20 protein-coding genes are annotated in these 21,147 nt (G+C 59.9%); 11 read left to right on the plus strand and 9 right to left on the minus strand.

The genetic code is table 11. The features are described from left to right. Positions 1-18: 18 nt before the first annotated feature. Positions 19-969, minus strand: a complete 951-nt coding sequence (tal, locus tag BHU62_RS13245; RefSeq protein ID WP_073532430.1) for a transaldolase — start codon at positions 967-969, stop codon at positions 19-21. 247 nt (positions 970-1,216) lie between these two features. Further along, positions 1,217-1,810: a lytic polysaccharide monooxygenase gene (locus tag BHU62_RS13250; RefSeq protein WP_073532431.1), complete on the minus strand. Its 594-nt coding sequence runs from the start codon at positions 1,808-1,810 to the stop codon at positions 1,217-1,219. Between the two features lie 404 nt (positions 1,811-2,214). On the opposite strand from BHU62_RS13250, the gene BHU62_RS13255 reads away from it, so the two are divergent. Then, positions 2,215-3,156, plus strand: coding sequence for a LysR family transcriptional regulator (locus BHU62_RS13255; RefSeq protein ID WP_073532432.1), 942 nt, complete (start codon positions 2,215-2,217; stop codon positions 3,154-3,156). An 85-nt stretch (positions 3,157-3,241) separates the two neighbouring features. Here the strand turns inward: BHU62_RS13255 and BHU62_RS13260 are convergent, their stop codons facing one another. Next, positions 3,242-4,741: a glycosyl hydrolase family 18 protein gene (locus BHU62_RS13260; protein ID WP_073532433.1), complete on the minus strand. Its 1,500-nt coding sequence runs from the start codon at positions 4,739-4,741 to the stop codon at positions 3,242-3,244. Positions 4,742-5,033: 292 nt separating this feature from the next. Between BHU62_RS13260 and BHU62_RS13265 the strand changes: the two genes are divergently transcribed. The 5 genes from BHU62_RS13265 (at position 5,034) to maeB (ending at position 8,776) form a co-directional block, all read left to right on the plus strand. Next, entirely contained in the window at positions 5,034-5,360 is a 327-nt protein-coding gene (locus BHU62_RS13265) for a phage holin, lambda family (RefSeq protein ID WP_004936551.1), read from the plus strand. Then, positions 5,350-5,751, plus strand: a complete 402-nt coding sequence (locus BHU62_RS13270) for a M15 family metallopeptidase (protein ID WP_073532434.1) — start codon at positions 5,350-5,352, stop codon at positions 5,749-5,751. The genes BHU62_RS13265 and BHU62_RS13270 overlap by 11 nt, the downstream gene beginning before the upstream one ends. Beyond that, positions 5,748-6,128, plus strand: coding sequence for a DUF2570 family protein (locus tag BHU62_RS13275; protein WP_073532435.1), 381 nt, complete (start codon positions 5,748-5,750; stop codon positions 6,126-6,128). Before BHU62_RS13270 ends, BHU62_RS13275 begins: the two co-directional genes overlap by 4 nt. Beyond that, positions 6,109-6,282, plus strand: coding sequence for a hypothetical protein (locus tag BHU62_RS25250; protein ID WP_019453866.1), 174 nt, complete (start codon positions 6,109-6,111; stop codon positions 6,280-6,282). Before BHU62_RS13275 ends, BHU62_RS25250 begins: the two co-directional genes overlap by 20 nt. 214 nt (positions 6,283-6,496) lie before the next feature. After that, positions 6,497-8,776 (plus strand): NADP-dependent oxaloacetate-decarboxylating malate dehydrogenase, encoded by a 2,280-nt coding sequence (gene maeB, locus BHU62_RS13280; RefSeq protein ID WP_073532436.1) that lies wholly within the window; start codon positions 6,497-6,499, stop codon positions 8,774-8,776. Positions 8,777-8,825: 49 nt separating this feature from the next. Here the strand turns inward: maeB and mmuM are convergent, their stop codons facing one another. Continuing rightward, positions 8,826-9,764 carry a homocysteine S-methyltransferase gene (gene mmuM / locus BHU62_RS13285; RefSeq protein ID WP_073532437.1) on the minus strand — a complete coding sequence of 313 codons (939 nt, stop codon included), beginning with the start codon at positions 9,762-9,764 and terminating at the stop codon, positions 8,826-8,828. Further along, on the minus strand, positions 9,754-11,163 hold the full coding sequence (gene mmuP / locus BHU62_RS13290; protein ID WP_073532438.1) for an S-methylmethionine permease: 1,410 nt from the start codon (positions 11,161-11,163) through the stop codon (positions 9,754-9,756). The genes mmuM and mmuP overlap by 11 nt, the downstream gene beginning before the upstream one ends. A gap of 177 nt (positions 11,164-11,340) precedes the next feature. Between mmuP and BHU62_RS13295 the strand changes: the two genes are divergently transcribed. The 4 genes from BHU62_RS13295 to BHU62_RS13310 all read left to right on the plus strand — a co-directional run bounded on the left by BHU62_RS13295 (position 11,341) and on the right by BHU62_RS13310 (position 17,622). Beyond that, positions 11,341-12,180: a ChaN family lipoprotein gene (locus BHU62_RS13295; protein ID WP_073532439.1), complete on the plus strand. Its 840-nt coding sequence runs from the start codon at positions 11,341-11,343 to the stop codon at positions 12,178-12,180. A gap of 102 nt (positions 12,181-12,282) precedes the next feature. Continuing rightward, on the plus strand, positions 12,283-13,080 hold the full coding sequence (locus BHU62_RS13300; protein WP_073532440.1) for a TonB family protein: 798 nt from the start codon (positions 12,283-12,285) through the stop codon (positions 13,078-13,080). Positions 13,081-13,134: 54 nt separating this feature from the next. Next, positions 13,135-15,261: a S9 family peptidase gene (locus BHU62_RS13305; protein ID WP_078062067.1), complete on the plus strand. Its 2,127-nt coding sequence runs from the start codon at positions 13,135-13,137 to the stop codon at positions 15,259-15,261. A gap of 120 nt (positions 15,262-15,381) precedes the next feature. Then, positions 15,382-17,622, plus strand: coding sequence for a TonB-dependent receptor domain-containing protein (locus tag BHU62_RS13310; RefSeq protein WP_073532441.1), 2,241 nt, complete (start codon positions 15,382-15,384; stop codon positions 17,620-17,622). 22 nt (positions 17,623-17,644) lie between these two features. Here BHU62_RS13310 and BHU62_RS13315 read toward each other — a convergent pair whose 3' ends face one another. The 3 genes from BHU62_RS13315 to amiA form a co-directional block, all read right to left on the minus strand. Beyond that, entirely contained in the window at positions 17,645-18,100 is a 456-nt protein-coding gene (locus BHU62_RS13315) for a YaiI/YqxD family protein (RefSeq protein ID WP_004936514.1), read from the minus strand. Then, positions 18,100-19,020, minus strand: coding sequence for an oxygen-dependent coproporphyrinogen oxidase (hemF, locus tag BHU62_RS13320; RefSeq protein WP_073532442.1), 921 nt, complete (start codon positions 19,018-19,020; stop codon positions 18,100-18,102). The genes BHU62_RS13315 and hemF overlap by 1 nt, the downstream gene beginning before the upstream one ends. A gap of 65 nt (positions 19,021-19,085) precedes the next feature. Further along, positions 19,086-19,970 (minus strand): N-acetylmuramoyl-L-alanine amidase AmiA, encoded by an 885-nt coding sequence (gene amiA / locus BHU62_RS13325; protein WP_073532443.1) that lies wholly within the window; start codon positions 19,968-19,970, stop codon positions 19,086-19,088. Positions 19,971-20,174: 204 nt separating this feature from the next. Here amiA and BHU62_RS13330 point away from each other — a divergent pair, with 204 nt between their 5' ends. Further along, the gene (locus BHU62_RS13330; RefSeq protein WP_073532444.1) at positions 20,175-20,600 is read left to right on the plus strand and encodes a GNAT family acetyltransferase; all 426 of its coding nucleotides are present in this window, start codon (positions 20,175-20,177) and stop codon (positions 20,598-20,600) included. 45 nt (positions 20,601-20,645) lie between these two features. Here BHU62_RS13330 and BHU62_RS13335 read toward each other — a convergent pair whose 3' ends face one another. Further along, positions 20,646-21,044: a YgiW/YdeI family stress tolerance OB fold protein gene (locus BHU62_RS13335; RefSeq protein WP_073532445.1), complete on the minus strand. Its 399-nt coding sequence runs from the start codon at positions 21,042-21,044 to the stop codon at positions 20,646-20,648. Between the last annotated feature and the right edge of the window lie 103 nt (positions 21,045-21,147).

The raw sequence follows: 21,147 nt of genomic DNA on the forward strand, positions 1-21,147 counted from the left end.
AACGAAACTCCAGAGTGATTACAGTGCAGCGGCCAACATGTCTTCCAGCTTCTGCTGGTCGACGGCGAACAGGCGAATGCCTTCGGCGAGCTTTTCCACCGCCATGGCGTCCTGGTTGTGCAGCCAGCGGAATTCCGCTTCGGCCAGCGGAGCGGGTTGGTGGAAGCCCTCGGTAGATGGGGTCAGCTTGCGCTCGACCGGCTGGTCGCTGTTTTTCAGTTGCTCCAGCAGGTTCGGCGCGATGGTCAGGCGATCGCAGCCGGCCAGTGCCAGAATCTGCTCAACCTTACGGAAGCTGGCGCCCATGATCACCGTCTGGTAACGATGGCGTTTGTAGTATTCATAGATAGTGCGCACCGATTTCACGCCCGGATCCCGATCGGCATCGTAGTCGGCGGCGGGCTGTTTGGCCTGATACCAGTCATAGATGCGGCCGACGAACGGCGAGATCAGATACACGCCGGCTTCGGCGCAGGCGCGGGCTTGGGCGAAGGAGAACAGCAGCGTCAGGTTGGTGTTGATACCTTCTTTTTCCAGCTCCTCGGCGGCTTTGATGCCTTCCCAGGTGGAGGCCAGCTTGATCAGGATGCGCGATTTGTCGATGCCCTGTTCCTGATACATGGCGATCAGCTTGCGCGCTTTGGCGACGCACATGCCGCGATCGAACGACAGACGGGCGTCCACTTCGGTGGAAATACGGCCCGGCACGCTTTTGAGGATCTCGACGCCGATGTTGACCGCCAGCTTATCGCTGGCGTTGATCAGTTGGGTTTCCTTGCTGCCTCCCTGGCGGCGGGCATACTCCAGCGCTTCGGTGATCAGCGCGTTGTACTGCGGCAGCGCGGCGGCTTTCAGGATCAGCGAAGGGTTGGTGGTGGCGTCCTGGGGTTCGAACTGGCGGATGGATTCGATATCGCCGCTGTCGGCGACCACTGTGGTCAGCTGCTTGAGTGCGTCTAATTGATTCATTAATAAGCTCCTTGACCAAGCTCAACGTAGGGAAATGAGAACCTTTTTCATCATAGGGGGAACACACTGCACCATCGGGTCGGGAATGAAAATGCGCTTTTTCTGATTGTTGCGATGGATAATAACAATGAATGCCGAATAAACCCAGGCGGGGCGCGGCTTGCGCGAGGGGGGGAGGCGTGAATGGCGAAACGAAAGAAGGGTTCAGCGCCAGGCTGAACCCTCAAAGATCTCCTCATTTGACCGATTATTTGCTCAGGTTGACGTCGATCGCCTGATAGAAGGCGTTGGCGGTGTCTGCTATATCCCACACGGCAAGGATCACGTGCGAGCCGCTGCGATCTGCCGGTATGTTGCACTGGTGGGTGACCTGAGCGGCAGGAATGGCGCCGCCGTCGTTGAACTGGCAGAACGGCGTCAGGTCAAAGGAGGCGCGGGTCAGCGGTTGGGAAGCGTCCCAGTTTGGCTTGGTGATGAAATAGCGCCAGCTGGTGGTGCTGTGACGCGCGGTCAGCTTCCAGGTAAAGGAATTCGGGCCGGTTTTCAGGTTGAGTTTGCTCCAGCGCGTCGGCGTTTGCTGATCCAGTTCGAAGAAGGTGGCGTTGCCGGCGCTGGCGATGTGGCCGTCAGCCGGACCGGCCTGCGGGAAGCCTTTCAGGCCTTCAACGCTCTGCGGTTCGTATTGCACGCTGCCGCACTGCGTATTGAGCTGCAGTTTGCACTGATAGGCGCGGCTGGCCGGCGACTCGACATAGCCGTGCGCATTCGCCTGTTGTGAAACGCCGAACATGGCCGCGCTCAGCAGGCCCAGAGAGAGTAGGGTACGGGAAGTCTTGTTCATAAGTCACTCCTGACTGAAATTATGTTGTAAGTTGAGCGTATTTCACCGACAAAATGAGAGGCTAATAGCGGAATAGGAAATAACCATTTTTATCGGCTTGTCTTATTTTTATCATTCTGCGCGAGTGGCAGAGCGGAATGTTTCACCGGCTATTAACGAAAAATATTATGATGACGATCTTTGATCGTTAGGCTGAATTTATTTAACTATCACAGCCTAAACTCACGGCGTTATGATGAATTTTCTATAAAGTATTGATGAATAGTCTTTAAGATAACCTGCTCTTTTATAGAGTATATTGCTTGTTGCCTTGAGTACCCTTGTTCGACTTGATCGATTTTTGTTCGCCATCACCTTGGGAATTTAGTGTCATTTTTCTTGTTTTATTTAAAAGAGGAATATGTATGACTAGATTATCCCTAGACGCGATTAAAATAATCAGCACCATCAAGAGCACCGGATCTTTCTCTATGGCGGCGGAGGCGCTGCATAAAACGCCTTCGGCGATTTCTTACCGGGTTTCCAATATTGAAAGTAAACTCTGCGTGAAACTTTTTCATCGCAATGGCCCCATGATTACCCTAACGGATGAAGGGGAATTTCTCCTGCAGGAGGGCAGTTGGATATTAAATGCGGTGCAGGATCTGGAAAGCCGGGTGCGAAACATCCCCAAGCAGGACACTAATATCCGCCTGGCGGTAGACACCTTCTTCCCGCTGGAAACCCTGACTCAGGATATCCGCGACTATATTCAGCATTGCCCGAACGCCAATATCTCGATGCAGCGAGAAGCGCTGAACGGCACCTGGGATGCGCTGAAGAATAACCGAGCGGATTTGATCATCGCCATCGGCCAAATCCCCGACAGCGTGCAGGCGAAAACCCTGATGCTCGGCAAGCTCGATTTTGTGCTGTGCGTATCGCCTTCGCACCCGTTTGCGGCGCAGAGAAAGCCGGTGTGCAAGAAGCAACGGCTGAACGATATCGTGGTGGTGATCGCCGACAGCAGCCACGAGTTGCCTAAACGCAATCACGGCACGCTGCCTTTGCAGCGCCAGCTGGTGGTGTGTGACGTGGAAAGCAACCTGGCACTGCTCAAACGCGGCATCGGCCACGCTTTTCTACCGCCGTCACTGATTGAAAAGGAGCTGGCCAGCGGCGAACTGGTAACGGTGCCGGTGGAGATGCAAAAGGGCGATGAAATGATTTGGCTGGCGTGGCACCCGGCCAGCAAGGGGGCGGGGTTTAACTGGTGGCATGAGCGGTTGACGCGTAAAAGCGATGTCTTCAGCCTGATGGGCCGCGAAGTGGTGCGGGACGGCGGTTATCCATGGTGCCACAACTGAAGGAATAGAGACGAAGGGACGCGAAAATCAAACGGTTAACTCAATGAAAACCCCGCAGCATTCGGCTACGGGGTTTTTTTATGGCTTACGCCACGCGGCCCACTTTCAGCCAGGCGCTGTCGGAGCCGGGCGCCGAGGTGATGTAGCCCCACTTGGTCTGCCAGACATAGCCCTGATAGGACACCAGCGCCCCCTGGGCATAGATGGTGCCCGGCACGTAGGCCGGCGCGGTCATGATTGGCAGGTTGCCGGGGCCGACGCCGGTGTAACGCAGGCCGGTGCCCATATCCAGCTGGCTGTCGTCGTAGTCCGCGGCGTTGAAATAGCGATCCAGCGCGGCCAGCAGGTCGCCGTTGCGGTTGTCTTGCCCCAGATGCCAGAACATCACGCCGCCCAGCTGCTGCTGCTTGATGTACTTGGCTTTGTATTTGAAGCTTTCGGCATCGTCATAGGTGACGAACAGCCCTTTCTGCGCATGATACAGGTAAGGGGTTTTGGTCTTGTCATTCCACAACCGCTGATAGCCGTAGTTGCCCAGCAGCATTTGCTCCAGCTGGCGATAGGAGGCGATGCGCGGATCTTTGTCGCGCACGCACTCCTCGCAGCCCACCAGCCAGTAGTCGGTGCTCGGGTACGGATCTTCACCCGGCGTGCTGTGGCTGCTGTACTGGCCGCCGTTACTGCCGCTGACGCCTTTGAAGGCGCGGCCATAGAAGGGGACGCCCATCACGATTTTGGCGCTTGGCACGCCTTCCATCATCAGGTGTTGCTGCACCGCGGCGTCAACCGTCAGGCTGAACGGGCTGGGGAAGGCGCGGGTCAGCTCTTCCCAGCTCCAGCCCAGATTGGCTTCGCGCAGCGCGTTGTAGAAGGTCGGCCCCGCCGCGTCGCCGAACAGCCCAGCCTGATGGTTGGTGATCTTCTCCCAAGGGCCGGCCAGATCGTAGGTCATCAGGTTGATGTAATCGAGCGGCGCGACGATCTGCGCCAGCTTGCTGTAATAGCGTGACAGGAAGAAGGCGCCGCCGGCGCCGGCGATGGTCAACTGATACGGCAGCGCCTGGCGGCCGTCGGCGATCGTTTGCTGATTCAGCAGGGCGCGGATCTCTTGCAGAGCGGCGATGAAGCCGTCCACTTCCGCCGCCTGCGGATACTCCCAGTCGATGTCCACACCATCGAAGCCGTACTCTTTCATGATGCGCACGCAGGATTGGGCAAACTTGGTGCGTGACGCCGGGGTTTTCACCGCGTTGACGTAGTTGGCGTGCGACACGCCCAGATCGTTGGAGTAGTACCAGCCGCCGATGGAGAACATGATGCGCAGGCTGGGGTTGTGCGCCTTGAGTGCGGTCAGGCGGTTGACCACATCGCGCGCTTTGGCGTCGTTGGTGGCCGGATCCCAGGCGCACTCCAGGTTGCTGTTGATATCCAGGAACGAGAAGTTGATGTGCGTCAGTTGTTTGGCTTTGGCCGGCGTGATGTTGGAAACCGGGAACGGCACGACGGAGGTATCGGACTCGGTGTAATTATTGATTTGATTGGTCGGAATAAAGTAATACCCAATAACGGCTTTACGTGTGGACATGGCATTTCTCCAGAGTGGATGTTTTTATGATGGGGAAATATTTCCCGCCGTCATTAATGTTTATTTTTCGTGAAAACAAAAGTCGAAATAAATCATGGTAAGGATGAATTTTCATTAACCTCCGTCTGGCACGGCGTTTATTTGTTGTATCAGCGTTCAGCGTGAATGAATTCGACTATAGGGTCTGTATTTATTCATTTGCTTTGTAATAGCATCCTTAACTAGATTCTGATTATCCGATGTCCCACCGGCCGTGATTGGCATTTAATTAAAATAAAAAAGGAGATGAGCTATGTCCAGCATAGAGCCTGACGCTGTTGGCTTAATAGTCCAGCGAGTATGTGAATATCTTCAGCCGGTATTGAACGCTATTTTGGCCGGCGTTATGGCGCTATTGCACGGCGCCTATCGCAACGTGGGTATTCGGCGCCGTTTATTGAATGCGGCAATGTGTGCGTTATTGGCCTGGACGGTGCGCGATGCGCTGGCGCTGATGGGGCTGGAATTAAAGTGGGCGAATTTAGCCAGCGTGCTGATTGGCTTTATGGGGGCGGATTACATCAACGCCTTAATTAAGAAATTCATCGGCAAAAAGACGGGGTTTAAAAATGTTAAATAACATCGAAGATATTCGCTTTACCGCCCGCAGCGAAGAGAACCTGCGCGGCGTGCATCCGGATCTGGTGCGCGTTATTCGTCTGGCGCTGCGCTATTCGCTGGTGCCGTTTTCCGTCAGCGAGGGGTTGCGCAGCATGGCGCGCCAGCGGGAGATGGTGCGCGCCGGTAGCAGCCAAACGTTGCGCAGTCGCCATCTGACCGGCCATGCGGTGGATGTGGTGGCGATGCCGGCAGGCGTGGTCTCTTGGGAGTGGGATTACTATGCGCAGATCGCGGTGGCGGTGCGGCGCGCGGCGCGTGAATGCGGTATCAACGTCGAATGGGGGGGCGAGTGGAAAACCCTCAAGGACGGCCCGCACTTCCAGCTGGCGTTTCGGGACTACCCGGCATGAGCGGCTGGTTGCAGAAGCTGGCGCAGGGTGGGTCGCTGCTGCTGTTGCTGGCGGCCATCTGCCTTGGCGGTTACAGCTCGCTGTTGTCGCATCGGCTGGAGGCCGCGCGGCAACAGACGGCGGAACTGCAAAAAAGCCTGGCGCAGCAGGCCGGGCTGATCGCCACCTTGCAGACCCAGGACGCGCAAAACCGTGCGCTGATGGCGGCGCAGCAGCGGCAGGAACAACAGCTGCGCCAACAACACGAGGCTTATCAGAGGAAATATCGTGAAGCGATTAAAAACGATCCCTGCGCCGCTCAGCCTCTGCCTGGCGCTGTGCTTGAGCTCCTGCGCCCGGCCACCGGCGCCGCAGGCCGTGCCGCTGTTGCCCCCTGAGTCGGTGTTCGCACCCTGCGAGCAACCGCAGCTGCAGGGAGAAACCTGGGGCGATGCGGTAAGCTATACCCTGGCGCTACAAACCTCGTTACACATTTGCGCCGGCCAGGTGGAGACGCTCAATGCCTGGCGCGCCACGCTGCCGCCGCACTGACGGCGGCGCTTCTCTTCGCTCGTCCTGCGGCTTCTTTTTTTACTTTTAAAACGGTCTTTCGGCCAAGGTTATGGCCCGCTTCAAAGTTTGTGATGTTTCTCTCACTATACTTCAAGGCTGCGCCCTGTCATTGTACTTGGGCGCCACGGCCCACGGCAGGGCGCAGCCTCAAAGCCTTACCTCAACATAAAAGCAAAAAACAAAGGAATCCATAATGGACGAACAGCTCAAACAGAGTGCCCTTGATTTCCATCAGTTTCCTGTCCCAGGGAAGATCCAGGTTTCCCCGACTAAACCGTTGGCGACCCAGCGCGATCTGGCATTGGCCTATTCGCCGGGCGTTGCCGCGCCTTGCCTCGAGATCGCTGAAGATCCGCTGGCGGCCTACAAATACACCGCGCGTGGCAACCTGGTGGCGGTGATTTCCAACGGGACGGCGGTGCTGGGTCTGGGCAATATCGGCGCGTTGGCCGGTAAGCCGGTGATGGAAGGCAAGGGCGTTTTGTTCAAGAAGTTTTCCGGTATCGATGTATTTGATATCGAAGTGGATGAGCGTGACCCTGACAAGTTAATCGACATTATCGCCGCGCTGGAACCGACCTTCGGCGGCATCAACCTGGAAGACATCAAAGCGCCGGAGTGTTTCTACATCGAACAGAAACTGCGTGAGCGCATGAAGATCCCGGTGTTCCACGACGACCAGCACGGTACGGCGATCATCACCACCGCAGCGGTGCTCAACGGCCTGCGCGTGGTGAAGAAGAACATTTCCGATGTGCGGCTGGTGGTGTCCGGCGCCGGTGCGGCGTCCATCGCCTGTCTGAACCTGCTGGTAGCGCTGGGGCTGCGCCGGCAGAACATCACCGTCTGCGACTCCAAGGGGGTGATCTACAAAGGCCGCGACGCCAACATGGAGCAGACCAAGGCCGATTATGCCATCGAGGACAACGGTCAGCGCACGCTGGGCGACGCCATTCCTCACGCCGACATCTTCCTTGGCTGTTCCGGCCCGGGCGTCCTGACGCAAGATATGGTGAAAACCATGGCGCGCGATCCACTGATCATGGCGCTGGCCAACCCGGAACCGGAAATTCTGCCGCCGCTGGCGAAAGCGGTGCGCCCGGACGCCATCATCTGCACCGGCCGTTCCGACTACCCGAACCAGGTGAACAACGTATTGTGCTTCCCGTTCATCTTCCGCGGCGCGCTGGACGTGGGCGCCACGACCATCAACGAAGAGATGAAGCTGGCCTGCGTGCACGCCATCGCCGATCTGGCGCTGGCGGAGCAGAGCGACGTGGTGGCTTCCGCCTACGACGACCAGGATCTCTCCTTCGGGCCGGAATACATCATTCCGAAACCGTTCGATCCGCGCCTGATCGTCAAGATCGCGCCGGCGGTGGCCAAGGCGGCGATGGATTCCGGCGTGGCGACGCGCCCGATCGAAGACTTCGACGCCTACGTGGAGAAACTGGCGGAGTTCGTCTACAAAACCAACCTGTTCATGAAGCCGATCTTCTCGCAGGCGCGTAAAGAGGTGAAGCGGGTGGTGCTGGCGGAAGGCGAGGAAGAGCGCGTGCTGCACGCCACGCAGGAGCTGGTGTCGCAGGGGCTGGCCTTCCCGATCCTGGTCGGCCGTCCGAGCGTGATTGAGATGCGCCTGAAAAAGCTCGGCCTGCAGCTGACGCCGGGCAAAGATTTCGAAGTGGTGAACAACGAGTCGGATCCGCGCTTCAACGAATACTGGGGCGAGTACTACCAGATCATGAAACGCCGTGGCGTTTCGCAGGAGCAGGCGCGTCGCGCGGTGATCGGCAACCCGACGCTGATCGCCGCCATCATGCTGCACCGCGGCGAAGCGGATGCGATGATTTGCGGCACCATCGGCAGCTACCATGAGCATTACGACGTGGTGAAGAACGTGTTCGGCTTCCGTGAAGGTGCGCACGTTGTCGGTGCGATGAACGCGCTGATGCTGCCGAGCGGCAACACCTTCATCGCCGACACCTACGTCAACGACGACCCGACGCCGGAACAGCTGGCGGAGATCACCCTGATGGCGGCGGAAACCGTGCGCCGCTTCGGCATCGAACCGAAGGTGGCGCTGCTGTCTCACTCCAGTTTCGGTTCTTCCGACTGCCCGGCGGCGCGCAAAATGCGCAAAACGCTGGAGCTGGTGAACGAGCTGGCGCCGGAGCTGGAGATCGACGGCGAAATGCACGGCGACGCCGCGCTGGTGGAAAGCATCCGTCACGATCTGATGCCGGACAGCCCGCTGAAAGGCTCGGCCAACCTGCTGATCATGCCGAACATGGAAGCGGCGCGCATCAGCTACAACCTGCTGCGCGTCTCCTGTTCGGAAGGGGTGACCGTCGGGCCGGTGCTGATGGGGGTCGCCAAGCCGGTGCACATCCTGACGCCGATCGCCTCGGTGCGCCGCATCGTCAACATGGTGGCGTTGGCGGTGGTGGAAGCTCAGACCGAACCGCTATAAGCCCCGGTTGAGTGACTGGCCCCCTGCGCCGTTGGCGCCGGGGGCTTTTTTATGCCTTGCAGCGTGCGGCGATGGCGCGGATATCCTGCGGGGTGGTGCGGCAACAGCCGCCGATCAATTGTGCGCCGAGCGTGCGCCACTCCGCCGCCTGATCGACCAGGCTGCCGTGTTCGCCGCCGCAGGCATGCCAGGTTTTGCTTACCGCATCGTAGTGCTCGCCGGAGTTCGGGTAGACCAGCAGCGGTTTGTCGGCCAACGCGCTCAGTTGGCGCAGCGCCGGGGCGACCTTGTCCAGCGCGATGCAGTTGATGCCGATGGCCAGCACCTGCGGGTTGCCGCTCAGCGCGGACATGGCTTCCGCCAGCGGCGTGCCGTCGCTGAGATGTTGGCTATCGCGCAGGGTGAAGGCGAACCAGGCGCCAAGCGTCGGGAAGTCTTGCAGCAGCGTCAACAGCGCCTGCAGTTCAGCGAACGACGGCAGCGTTTCGCAGGCCAGCAGATCGACGCCGGCGGCGGCCAGTGCGGCGATGCGCGGGCGGTGGAAGGCGATCATGTCATCCTGCGGCAGCCGGTAGTCGCCGCGGTATTCCGAACCGTCGGCCAGATAGGCGCCGTACGGGCCCACCGAGCCGGCGATCAGCAACGGCGCCGCCTGCGGGTGTGCGGCCAGATAATCGCGGCGCGCCCGTTGCGCCAGCTGCACGCTTTTGGCGATCAGCGCCAGTGACTGCGCCTGATCGAGACCGCGGCGCAAGAAGCCCTGCGGCGTGGCCTGATAGCTGGCGGTGATGGCGCATTGGGCGCCGGCGTTGAAATAATCGAGATGCACCTGATAGATAAGTTCGGGATTTTCAATCAGCACCTTGGCTGACCACAGCGGATCGGTCAGATCGCAGCCGCGCGCTTCCAGTTCGGTGGCCAGCGCGCCATCCAGGATCAGCGTCGGTTGCTCGGCCAGCAGGCGAGCGACGGGGTTGTTAACCGGCATTTTGTTCTCCCAAAGCGGTTTTTTGCCCGGCGCGCCGGGTCAGGAAATAGGTGAGGTAGCACAGGGCGACGAACGGCAGCCCGCAGTAGAGCGCAATGCGCTGCTCCGGATCGAACGCCAGCCCGATGCAGGCCAGCAGGCACAGTACAAAGCCGAGGATCGGTGTCAGCGGGTAGCCGGGCGCGCGGTATTTCAGGCCGCTTATCGGCTGGCCGCTGCGCAGGTAGGCGCGGCGGAAAGCGTAGTGGGCCGCGCAGATACTCAGCCACACCGCCACCACCGCAAAACCGGAGATCGCCGACAGGGCGACAAACACCGTGTCCGGTGCGATCACGCTGGTCAGCAACGCCAGCACGCCGCCGAGCATGCTGAAGGTCAGGGCGTTGATCGGAATGCCACGCCCATTGACGCGGGCAAAGTAGGCCGGCAGGGTGCGCTGGTGCGCCAGCGACCACAGCATGCGCCCCGAGGCGTACAGGCCGGAGTTGGCCGCCGACAGGATGGCGGTCAGGATCACGAAGTTGAAGATATCGGCGGCGTAAGGCACGCCGATGCGTTCAAACACCAGCACGAACGGGCTTTTGACGATCCCCGCCTGATCCATCGGGATCAACGCCGCCAGCACGAAGACCGTGCCGATAAAGAACAGCATCAGGCGGATCACCGTAGTGCGGATCGCCAGCGGCACGACTTTTTCCGGGTTTTCGGTTTCGCCGGCGGCGATGCCGATCAGCTCCGTGCCGGAGAAGGCAAAGTTCACCGCCACCATGGTCATCAGGATCGGCAGCGTGCCGTGTGGCAGCCAGCCGGAAGCGGTCAGATTGTGCAGGAACGGTGCCGGAGTGCCGTCTTTCATCGGCAGCAGGCCGAACATGGCAGCGCCGCCCAGAATGATAAACGCCAGAATGGTCACCACTTTGATCAGCGAAAACCAGAATTCGCTTTCGGCGAAAAAGCGGGTGGTCACCACGTTGAGCAGGAAAATGGCCGCGCAGAAGATCAGGCACCACAGCCACACCGGCGACTGCGGAAACCAATACTGCATGCAGAATCCGGCGGCGGTCAGGCTGGAGCCGAGCGCCACCGTCCAGGTCAGCCAATACAGCCAGGCGACGGTATAGCCGGTGGCCGGCCCCAGATAGCGCGAAGCATAGACGTGAAAGGCGCCGGTTTCCGGCATCGCCACCGACAGCTCACCCAGGCACAGCATCACCAGATACACCACCAGCGCGCCGATCAGGTAGGCCAGCAGCGTGCCGAGCGCCCCGGTGGTAGAGATGATGTAGCCGGTGTTGAAAAACAGCCCGGTGCCGATCACGCCGCCCAGCGACAGCATCACCAGATGCCGGGCCTTCATGCTGCGTTTGAACTGTCCTGCGGCGGGTGCCGATGGTTGCATAATAATCTATCCGTATAGACGTCTAAATATCTGAATGGCTATTGGTTATACCTGCAATGCTTTTTCAACGCAATGCGCAGCCGGCGATTGCCGTGTAAAAAAATCGTTAAGCCGGATCTATATGCAAATGATAATTATTATCTATAATGTCGCCATTTTCGATAATGGGGCAACATGATGAGATACCTGATTTTATTGGCGGCGTTGGCGCTCGGCGCCTGCAGCCAAACGCCGGTGAAGACGCCGGCCAACGACGTCGCGAGTCTGGGGAGTATCACCGATCTGCACAGCGGCGCGATTCTGACGCCGGAGCAGCTGTTGACGCGATTGGCGCAGCAGCCGCGGCTGATCGTCGGGGAAAAGCACGACAATCCTTACCACCATCAGATTGAGCAATGGCTGGTGCAGCAGCTGCCGCTGCGGCGGCCGCAGGGCAGCGTGCTGATGGAGATGATCAACCCGAACCAACAGGTGCAGGTCGACAAGGTCAAGCAGTGGTTGCAGAGCGATCCGACGGTGCGTGACGGCCGCGTAGCGGAGTTGATCGCCTGGCAGCCAGGCTGGAAGTGGGAACTGTATGGTGGGGTGACGATGGCGGCGATGCGCGCGCCTTACCCGCTGTGGTCGGCCAACCTGGACCGCAGCGAGATTGCGGCGTTCTATCAGCAGCCGCAATTCCCGGCGGGGCAGCTATCGGCACAGCCGGCGGTGCGCAAGGCGCTGGAAGAGACCATCCGCACGTCGCACGGCGGCAAGATTGAGGCCGACCAGCTGCATGCGATGTTGGCGATCCAGCAGCAGCGCGACCGGCGCATGGCAGAACGCCTGCTGACGGCGCCCACGCCCGCACTGTTGATCGCCGGTGGCTATCACGCCGCCAAATCGGTGGGCGTGCCGCTGCACGTGCGGGATCTGCAGCCGGCGGCAGTACCGACGGTATTGATGCTGGCGGAGCCGGGCGTACAGGTCGAGGTGAACACTGCGGACTACCTGTGGATCACACCATCAGTGAAATGAATACGTTAAGACAGTGAAAAGGGTTGTTAATTATAGTTGCAAATGATTATCATTAGTAAATGTGATCTGCAATCATTCGCAATTAAACAAGCTAATGCCCCTATGTTAAGTCAGTCTTACTCCCTCCCAGCCTTTGAACTGCCGCAGCCGCGCTGGGCGCGCGGCCTGCTGCTCGCCCTGGCGGCGCACGCGGCGTTGGTGCTGCTGTTTTACTGGCCGCAGACGGCGCTGGAGCCGGTGGTGCTGCCACCGCCGGCGGTGATGATGAGTTGGGCGGCGCAGATTGAAGCGCCGGAAAGCAAGCCGCTGCCGCTGGGCGTACAGCAGGCGGAATCCGCTGCGGCGCAGCCGGCGGAGCAGCAGCAACAGCCGGATCTGCCCAAGCTGGCACGCGCCGAGAAAGCGAAAATCGTGACGGCAGAGAAGAAGCGCGCCGAACACCGCCCCCCGCAAAAAGCGCAGCCGAAGCCGCAGGAACAGGCCAAAGAGACGCGCAATGCCGCCGCGTCCAGCGCTGCTGCGCCGCAGGCGCAGACGCTCTCCCACCAGACAGCCGCACCGATCAACAGCGACGCCAACAGCAACGCGCAGGCCAAACTGTCGTGGGAGAGCTTGGTGAAGGGCAAACTGAACCGCATCAAGGATTACCCTTTGGATGCCCGCAGCCGCCGGCGCAGCGGTATGCCGCAGGTCAGTTTTAGCGTCGACGCGCAGGGGCGGGTGTCGAACGTGACCCTGCAGGTGCGCTCCGGCACGGCGTCGTTGGACCGGGAAGCGGTGGCGGTGGTGTCGCGCGCCCAGCCGTTGCCGCCGCCGCCGCCGGAGATGCTGCAGCAGGGGGCCGTCAAGGTGACGATGCCGATCGATTTCAATCTGGCGGAGTTGAATGCCCGCCGTTAATGCCCGCAGACGCCGCATCGCCGTCGTCCGCCTCTTCAAACTTCGTGAGGGATTATGAATCCGCTGTTATTCACCCCGCGCCGTCGCATCGCGGCCGCGCTCTGGCTTTCTTTAGGCGTTGCCGGCGCCGCGCTGGCGCAACCGCAGCCGCCGTTGGCGGAACGCGCGCCGAAAGCGCTGACGGCGCACGGCGAGACGCGCACTGACGATTACTACTGGCTGCGCGACGACGGCCGAAAAGAGCAGAAGGTGCTGGACTACCTGAAGGCGGAGAACCGCTACACCGAGCAGATGATGGCGCCATACCAGAAGCTGCGCGCCACGCTGTATCAGGAGATGCTGGGCCGCATGAACCCTGACGATCGTTCGGTGCCGTATCAGCTCAACGGCTATCGCTATCAGGAAAGCTACGCCGCCGGTAAAGATTTCGCGCTGTATCAGCGCCAGGCGCTCACCGCCGACGCGCCGTGGCAAACCTTGCTGGATGCCAATCAGCGCGCGGCCGGCCATGCCTATTATCGCCTGGGGGCGATGGACGTCAGCCAGGACAACCGCCGCCTGGCGGTGGCCGAAGATCTGCAGGGCCGCCGCCAATACCGCATCTCCCTGCGCGAGTTAGGCAGCGAACGCTGGTCGCCGGAAACGCTGGAAAACACCTCCGGTAACATGGTGTGGGCCAATGACAACCAAACCCTGTTCTACGTGCGCAACCACCCTCAAACGCTGTTGCCCTACCAGGTCTACCGCCATCAGTACGGGACACCGGCGGCGGAAGATAAGCTGGTGTACCAGGAAAACGATCCGGCGTTCTACCTCAGCCTCGGCCGCTCGTCTTCGCGTGATTACCTGATTCTGACCATCAGCGGCAACACCACCTCCGAAGTGCGTCTGATCGACGCCAACCAGCCGCAGCGTGAGCCGCAGCTGTTCGCCGCCCGGCAGAACGGCCGAGAGTATTACCTCGATCACTATCGCGGCGAGTTCTATCTGCGTTCCAACTATCAGGATCCGAACTTTGGCCTGTACCGCACGGCGGCAGTAGGTAAGCCTTGGCAGACGCTGATCGCACCGCAGGCGCAGCACGAGGTGGAGAGCTTCAGCCTGTTCCGCGACTGGCTGGTGGTGCAGGAGCGCGCCAACGGGCTGGTGCAGCTGCGGCAAATCAGCTGGGACGGTAAAACCGAGCGGGCCATCCCGTTCGACGACGCCAGCTACATGGCCTGGCTGGGCTATAACCCGGAGCCGGACAGCGATCGTCTGCGCTACGGCTATTCGGCGATGACCACGCCGACCCGCACCTATGAGTGGGATCTGAATAAGGGTGAGCGCACCCTGCTGAAGCAGCAGGAGGTGAAAGGCGTCGATCCCAGCCTGTATCACAGCGAGCGCATCTGGGTAACGGCGCGCGACGGCGTGAAGGTGCCGGTGTCGCTGGTCTACCGCACATCGCTGTTCAAAAACGGGCATAACCCGCTGCTGGTGTACGGCTACGGGGCTTACGGCATGAGCATGGATCCGGCGTTCAGCGCCAACCGCATCAGCCTGCTGGATCGCGGCTTCGTCTATGCGCTGATCCACGTGCGCGGCGGCGGTGAGCTGGGGCAGAGCTGGTATAAACAGGGCAAGCTGACGCACAAACCGAACAGCTTCAACGACTTCATCGACGCCACCCAGGCGTTGATCAAAGACGGCTACGGTCAGCCGGGGCGCATCTACGCCATGGGTGGTAGCGCCGGCGGCTTGCTGATGGGGGCGGTGATCAACCAGGCGCCGCAGCTGTACAACGCGGTAGTGGCACAGGTGCCGTTCGTCGACGTGGTGACCACCATGCTGGACGACAGCATTCCGCTCACCACCGGCGAATACGAGGAGTGGGGCAACCCGCACCAGCCGGCCGCCTATGCGCTGATGAAGTCCTACAGCCCGTACGACAACGTGCGCAAGCAGCGTTACCCGAACCTGCTGGTCACCAGCGGTTTGTACGACTCGCAGGTGCAGTATTGGGAGCCGGCCAAATGGGTGGCGAAACTGCGGCGCTTCAAGCAGGGCGATTCGCTGCTGCTGCTCTCCACCGACATGACCGCCGGCCACGGCGGCAAATCGGGCCGCCTGGCGCGGCTGGAAAACGGCGCGCTGGAGTACGCCTTCATTCTGGCGGTGGACCGGCAGGCGCAGAAATAATCTTTACGCCGCAGCACGCTGCGGCGCAATAAAACAATAACAACCTTTTACCGCGCTTTCGGCGGGCTTTTTGCTGGGCATTGTCGGCCATCAAACCTTATTGGCTATTTCTGGGGATATATGAAAATCAAAATGATAGCGAGCCTGATCGGCGCGGGACTGGCGCTGTACGGGCAGGCTGCGGCCGCGCAGGAACAGGCGGAAAATAATAAAGGCAGCGTGGCGTTCAGCCCGCTCAACGTCTCGGCCGCCGACAGCGGCAAGAGCAGCGAAAAAGACGCGTTGGCCAGGCCGGGTGCGTTCAGCTCGCGCGACGAAAACAAAAATCTGGAGTCGGTGGACAGCATCCTGCGCAGCATGCCGGGCACCTATACCCAGATCGATCCCGGCCAGGGATCGGTCAGCGTCAATATCCGCGGCCTGAGCGGCTTCGGCCGGGTCAACACCATGGTCGACGGCATTACGCAAAACTACTACGGCAACTCGCCGAGCGACGCGGCGCACGGGGGATTGCCCACCAGCCAGTTCGGGGCGCTGATCGATCCTAACTTTATCGTCGGCGTCGACGTGGCGCGCGGCAACGCCACCGGTTCCGACGGGGTGAACGCGTTGGCGGGCAGCGCCAACTTCCGCACTATCGGCGTGGACGACGTAGTGTTTTCCGATAATCCGTTCGGCGTGCGCACCAAATTCTCGGTGGGCAATAACGGCATCGGCCGCAGCGGCATGATCGCCGTGGGCGCCAAAACCGCCGCCTTTGCCGACGGCGGCAGCCTAGGGGCGATGGCGGCGATCAGCGGCAGCGCCATCACCTCCAACTACAAAAACGGTGCCGGTTTCGACAGCGAGATGTTCAACGTCGATAAAACCTACCGCCAGAACCCGAAATCCCAGCTGTTCAAGGTGGACATCAAGCCGGATGCCTTCAACAGCATCGAACTGTCGGCGCGCAGCTACCAGAATAAAATCACCCGCCGCCACATCGACAGCGACGATTTTTACCTCAAATACCACTACGCGCCGTTCTCGGAGCTGATCGATTTCAAACTGACCGCCAGCACCAGCCGCGGTGAGCAGCAGTTCATGTCCAATAACATGGCGGGGTTCAGCGACAGCACGGCGAAAAACATCTCCGATGCGCTGGATATCAACAACACCAGCCGTTTCAGCCTGCAGGATATCGATTTTGCCTTCAGCTACGGCGGCAAGCTGGTGCGCAACGAGTATAAGAAAAAGGCCTCCGGTTTGGTGACGGATGACAATCAGGCGGAAAGTTCGCCGGTGGGGATGTCGGGCAAGCAGGATATCTCCAGCCTGTACAGCGGTCTGCAGGCCAACTACGGCATCTGGCAGGGGAATTTCGATCTGAACTACACCGCCTATCGCCTCTCCGGCTATAAGCCGGCCTGTGACGAGCGCGTAGAGTGCTTCCCGCAGGGCGCCGGCACTATCAACCGCAACGAACAGGGTTTCAACCCGTCGGTCATGCTGTCGGCGCAGGTGACGCCGTGGCTGCAGCCGTTCGTCAGCTACAGCAAGTCGATGCGCGGGCCGAATATCCAGGAGGTGTTCTTCGCCAACAGCGGCGGCCAGTCGATGAACCCGTTCCTGAAAGGCGAAAAAGCGGAGACCTGGCAGGGCGGGTTCAACGCCAATGCCCACGATCTGTTGTTCAAGCAGGATAGCTTCCAACTGAAAGCGGTCTATTTCGAAACCAGGATCAAAAACTACATATCCAGCCAAACCTACCTGGTGTGTAAAAACCGCCAGAAGTGCAACCGTTCGCAGGCGACGCAGGAAGAGTGGGATAACGCGGACGTCAACGTCAGCATGACCATGTACAGCAACGCCCCCGATCCGGTCAAAATGCGCGGGGTGGAGCTCGAAGCGCTGTACGACGCCGGTTTCGCCTTCACCAAGCTGTCGTTAAGCAAGGAGCATACTTCCCAGCCGACTAACCAGGCCAGCAACGTGTTCGGCGCGGGCGATGTCAGCGAACTGCCGGAATTCTACTTCACGCTGGACAGCGGGGTGCGTCTGCTGGACGAGACGTTGACGCTGGGCGGGGTGGTGAAATACACCGGTAAATCGGTGCGTCTGTCGCCGGACTCTGATTACGATGAGAATGAGCAGTTGCTGAAAGAGCCGGCGCCGCATATTCCGACCATTATCGATCTGTACGGCACCTATCAGGTGAATCGCAATCTGCTGCTGAAGCTCAGCGTGCAAAACCTGATGGACAGAGACTATTCGGACGCGCTGAACAAGATGAACTCGCTGCCGTCGCAGTCGCAGTATGAGACGCCGACCAACACTGCCCGTGGGCGCACCTATATCTTCGGCGGGGAGGTACGCTTCTAAACTGCAGCAGAGCAGGGCGCAGTCACTGCGCCCGTTTCGCCTGCAGTAGCCATTTGTCCAGCTCGTTGGCGAACTGCTGGCGGTCGCGCTGGTTCAGCGCGTTCGGGCCGCCGGTCTGGATGCCGCTGGCGCGCAGGGTATCCATAAAATCGCGCATGTTGAGGCGCTCGCGGATGGTGTCAGGCGTGTAGCGTTCGCCGCGCGGGTTCAGCGCCACTGCGCCTTTCTCTATCACCTCCGCCGCCAACGGGATGTCGGCGGTGATCACCAGATCGCCCGCTTCGCAGCGGCGCACGATCTCGTTGTCGGCCACGTCGAAGCCGGCCGCCACCTGCAGCGAACGGATGTACTTCGACGGCGGCGTGCGCAATGGCTGATTCGCCACCAGCGTCACGGTGATGGCGGTACGATCGGCGGCGCGGAACAGCACCTCTTTGATCACGTTCGGACAGGCGTCCGCATCGACCCAAATCTGCATCATTTCGGCCCCTGCAGCCAGTCGCGCACCGGCAGGAAATCGCGCGCCAGCGCCGCTTCCGGGCTGTCGGCGTCCGGCTGGTAGTTATATTCCCAACGCACCAGCGGCGGCATCGACATCAGAATGGACTCGGTGCGCCCGCCGGTTTGCAGCCCGAACAGCGTGCCGCGATCCCACACCAGGTTGAACTCCACGTAGCGGCCGCGGCGATACAGCTGGAACTGGCGCTCGCGCTCGCCCCAGGTCAAGGCCTTGCGTTTTTCGACGATCGGCAGATAGGCGTCGAGGAAGCCCTGGCCCACCGCGCGGGTGAAGGCGAAGCAATGGTCGAAGTCCGGGGTGTTCAGATCGTCGTAGAACAGGCCGCCGATGCCGCGTGCTTCGTTGCGGTGCTTGATGAAGAAGTAATCGTCGCACCATTGTTTGTATTTCGGATAGACCTCGTCGCCGAACGGCGCGCACAGCTCGGCCGCGGTGCGGTGCCAGTGCACGGCATCCTCTGCAAAGCCGTAGAACGGCGTCAGATCAAAGCCGCCGCCGAACCACCACACCGGCGCTTCGCCCGGTTTTTCGGCGATGAAGAAGCGCACGTTGGCGTGGCTGGTGGGCACGTAGGGGCTGAGCGGGTGGATAACCAATGAGACGCCCATCGCCTGGAAGCTGCGCCCGGCCAGTTCCGGACGGTGTGCGGTGGCCGAGGCCGGCAGAGTCGCGCCGGAAACGTGCGAGAAGTTGACCCCCGCTTGTTCGAACACCGCGCCGTTGGTCAGCACGCGGCTGCGGCCACCGCCGCCTTCTTCACGCGTCCATTGGTCTTCGGTGAACACGGCGCCGCCGTCGGCCTGGGCGAGCTGCGCGCAGATATGATCCTGCAGCGCCAGCAGGAAGGATTTTACTTCAGCGATGTTAGGTAAACTCATGCGGGGTCTTTATAGCGTCTGGCTGAACAAGGCGCTGAGTATACTCTTATTCGCCGCCCGCGGCATCAGCGGGGTTTGCGCTGGTGAGCGTCGAAATAGTCGAAGAAATTAACGATGCCGTCCGCGATGGCGCGGGCGATTTTCTCGCGAAACGCGGTGGTGCCCAGCAACCGCTCTTCGTTCGGGTTGGTGATGAACGACGTTTCCACCAGCACCGAGGGAATGGACGGCGATTTCAACACCGCGAACGCCGCCTGTTCGGTGCTGTCGCTGTGCAGGTGGTGCACCGGGCGAATTTGGCCGAGTACGTGGCGGCCGAGCGTCAGGCTGTTGTTGATGGTGTCGGTTTGCACCAGATCGAACAGTACCTGCTGCAGGTAGTTGTCCTGATCCTTGTACTTGCCGCCCGCCACGTCGTCGGCGGCGTTTTCACGATTAGACAGATAACGCGCCATGGCGCTGCTGGCGCCGCGGTTGGACAGGGCGAACACCGAAGCGCCGGAGGCCGATGGGCTGGTAAAGCCGTCGGCGTGAATCGAAATGAACAGGTCGGCCTGGTGTTGATGGGCGATCTCTACCCGCTGGAACAGCGGAATGAACTCGTCTTCTTCGCGCGTCAGGCGCGCCTCGACGTGGTCATGTTCATGCAGGAAACGGCGCACGTGGTTGGCGATTTCCAGCACGATGTGTTTTTCCTGCGAACCTTCGTGGCCGACCGCGCCGGAGTCGATGCCACCGTGGCCGGGATCGATCATCACCAGCTTCTTGCTGCCGCTCGGTTTCGCCGCCGGTTTGCTGTGTTGATTGTTGCGCAGCATGCCTTCTGCCCTGGCGTTTTGGCTTTTTACACCGAACAGCGCCACTGCCAGGCCGGAGAGCAAAAGTTGGCGTCGCGTCGGGGAAACGGCAAGCGGCTTAAAATTGAGGAATTGTTTACCCTGCTTTTTCATTACGCAACGCTCCATCGACGATTCTATTTCGCGACGTTATATCGTATTGATAATCATTAATCGACCCGATAACTATTTCCATTTATTACGCCTGTTACCGGCGATTTCTGGGTAAATAGCGTGGTAAATCGCAGTTTGATATTGCGTCAGCGAATAATCACGCGATAATCAGATAAACACCTTAATTAACAGCGGCCAACATCGATGGAAATTCGCGTATTTCGACAAGACGACTTTGAAGAAGTCATTACCCTGTGGGAGCGCTGCGATCTGCTGCGGCCCTGGAACGATCCGGAAATGGACATCGAGCGCAAGCTGAACCACGACCCGGAGTTGTTCCTGGTGGCGGAAGTCGGCGGTGAAGTGGTCGGTTCGGTGATGGGTGGCTATGATGGTCACCGCGGTTCGGCGTATTACCTCGGGGTGCACCCCGATTATCGCGGGCGCGGTATCGCCAATGCGTTGATCAATCGTTTGGAGAAGAAGTTGATCGCTCGCGGTTGCCCGAAGATCCAGATTATGGTGCGTGAAGACAACGACACGGTGGTTGAGATGTACGAGAAGCTCGGCTACGAAATCCAGGGCATCACCAGCATGGGAAAACGGCTGATCGAAGATCAGGAATATTGAGTTTGCCGCGGCGGGCGGTAAAACTGCACCGCCCGCCGTGCCGCATTACGGCAGCTTTTTGACGGTTTTCACGTCCACTTCCACGCTGTTCCAGCCTTTATCCACTTTACCTTCCAGCTGCACCTTGTCTTTTGGCGTCACGGTTTGGCCGTTCCAGCGCTTGCGGTCGATATCCACCGTCAGGGTGCCGGTAGCGTCGCGGAAGGTATAGGTTTCGTCGCCGATGCGCTGCTCGATATTGCCCTGCAGCATCACCCAGGTGTCGTCGCTCAGCGATTTCACCTTGTCCACGGTGGTCTGCGCCGCGCTGGGGCCGGAGAAACCGCCTTGTACGGTGGTTTGCGTTTGAGCCTGCGGTGCGGCCGGATCGAGGAACCCGCCTTGTTGCGCCAGTACCGGTGCGCTGCACAGCGCGATCAGAGCGGCCAGAGTCAGTTTTTTCATGTTGTGCTTCCTTATCATCGTTATCGAAAATCGCATCCCGTTGATATCGGGCTGCTTGCTGAGTGATAAAGATTAAAACACGCCGATCTTAAGAGCTTCTTAA

This window comes from Serratia marcescens, assembly GCF_001902635.1.
GTDB classification, from domain to species: Bacteria; Pseudomonadota; Gammaproteobacteria; order Enterobacterales; family Enterobacteriaceae; genus Serratia; species Serratia marcescens_F.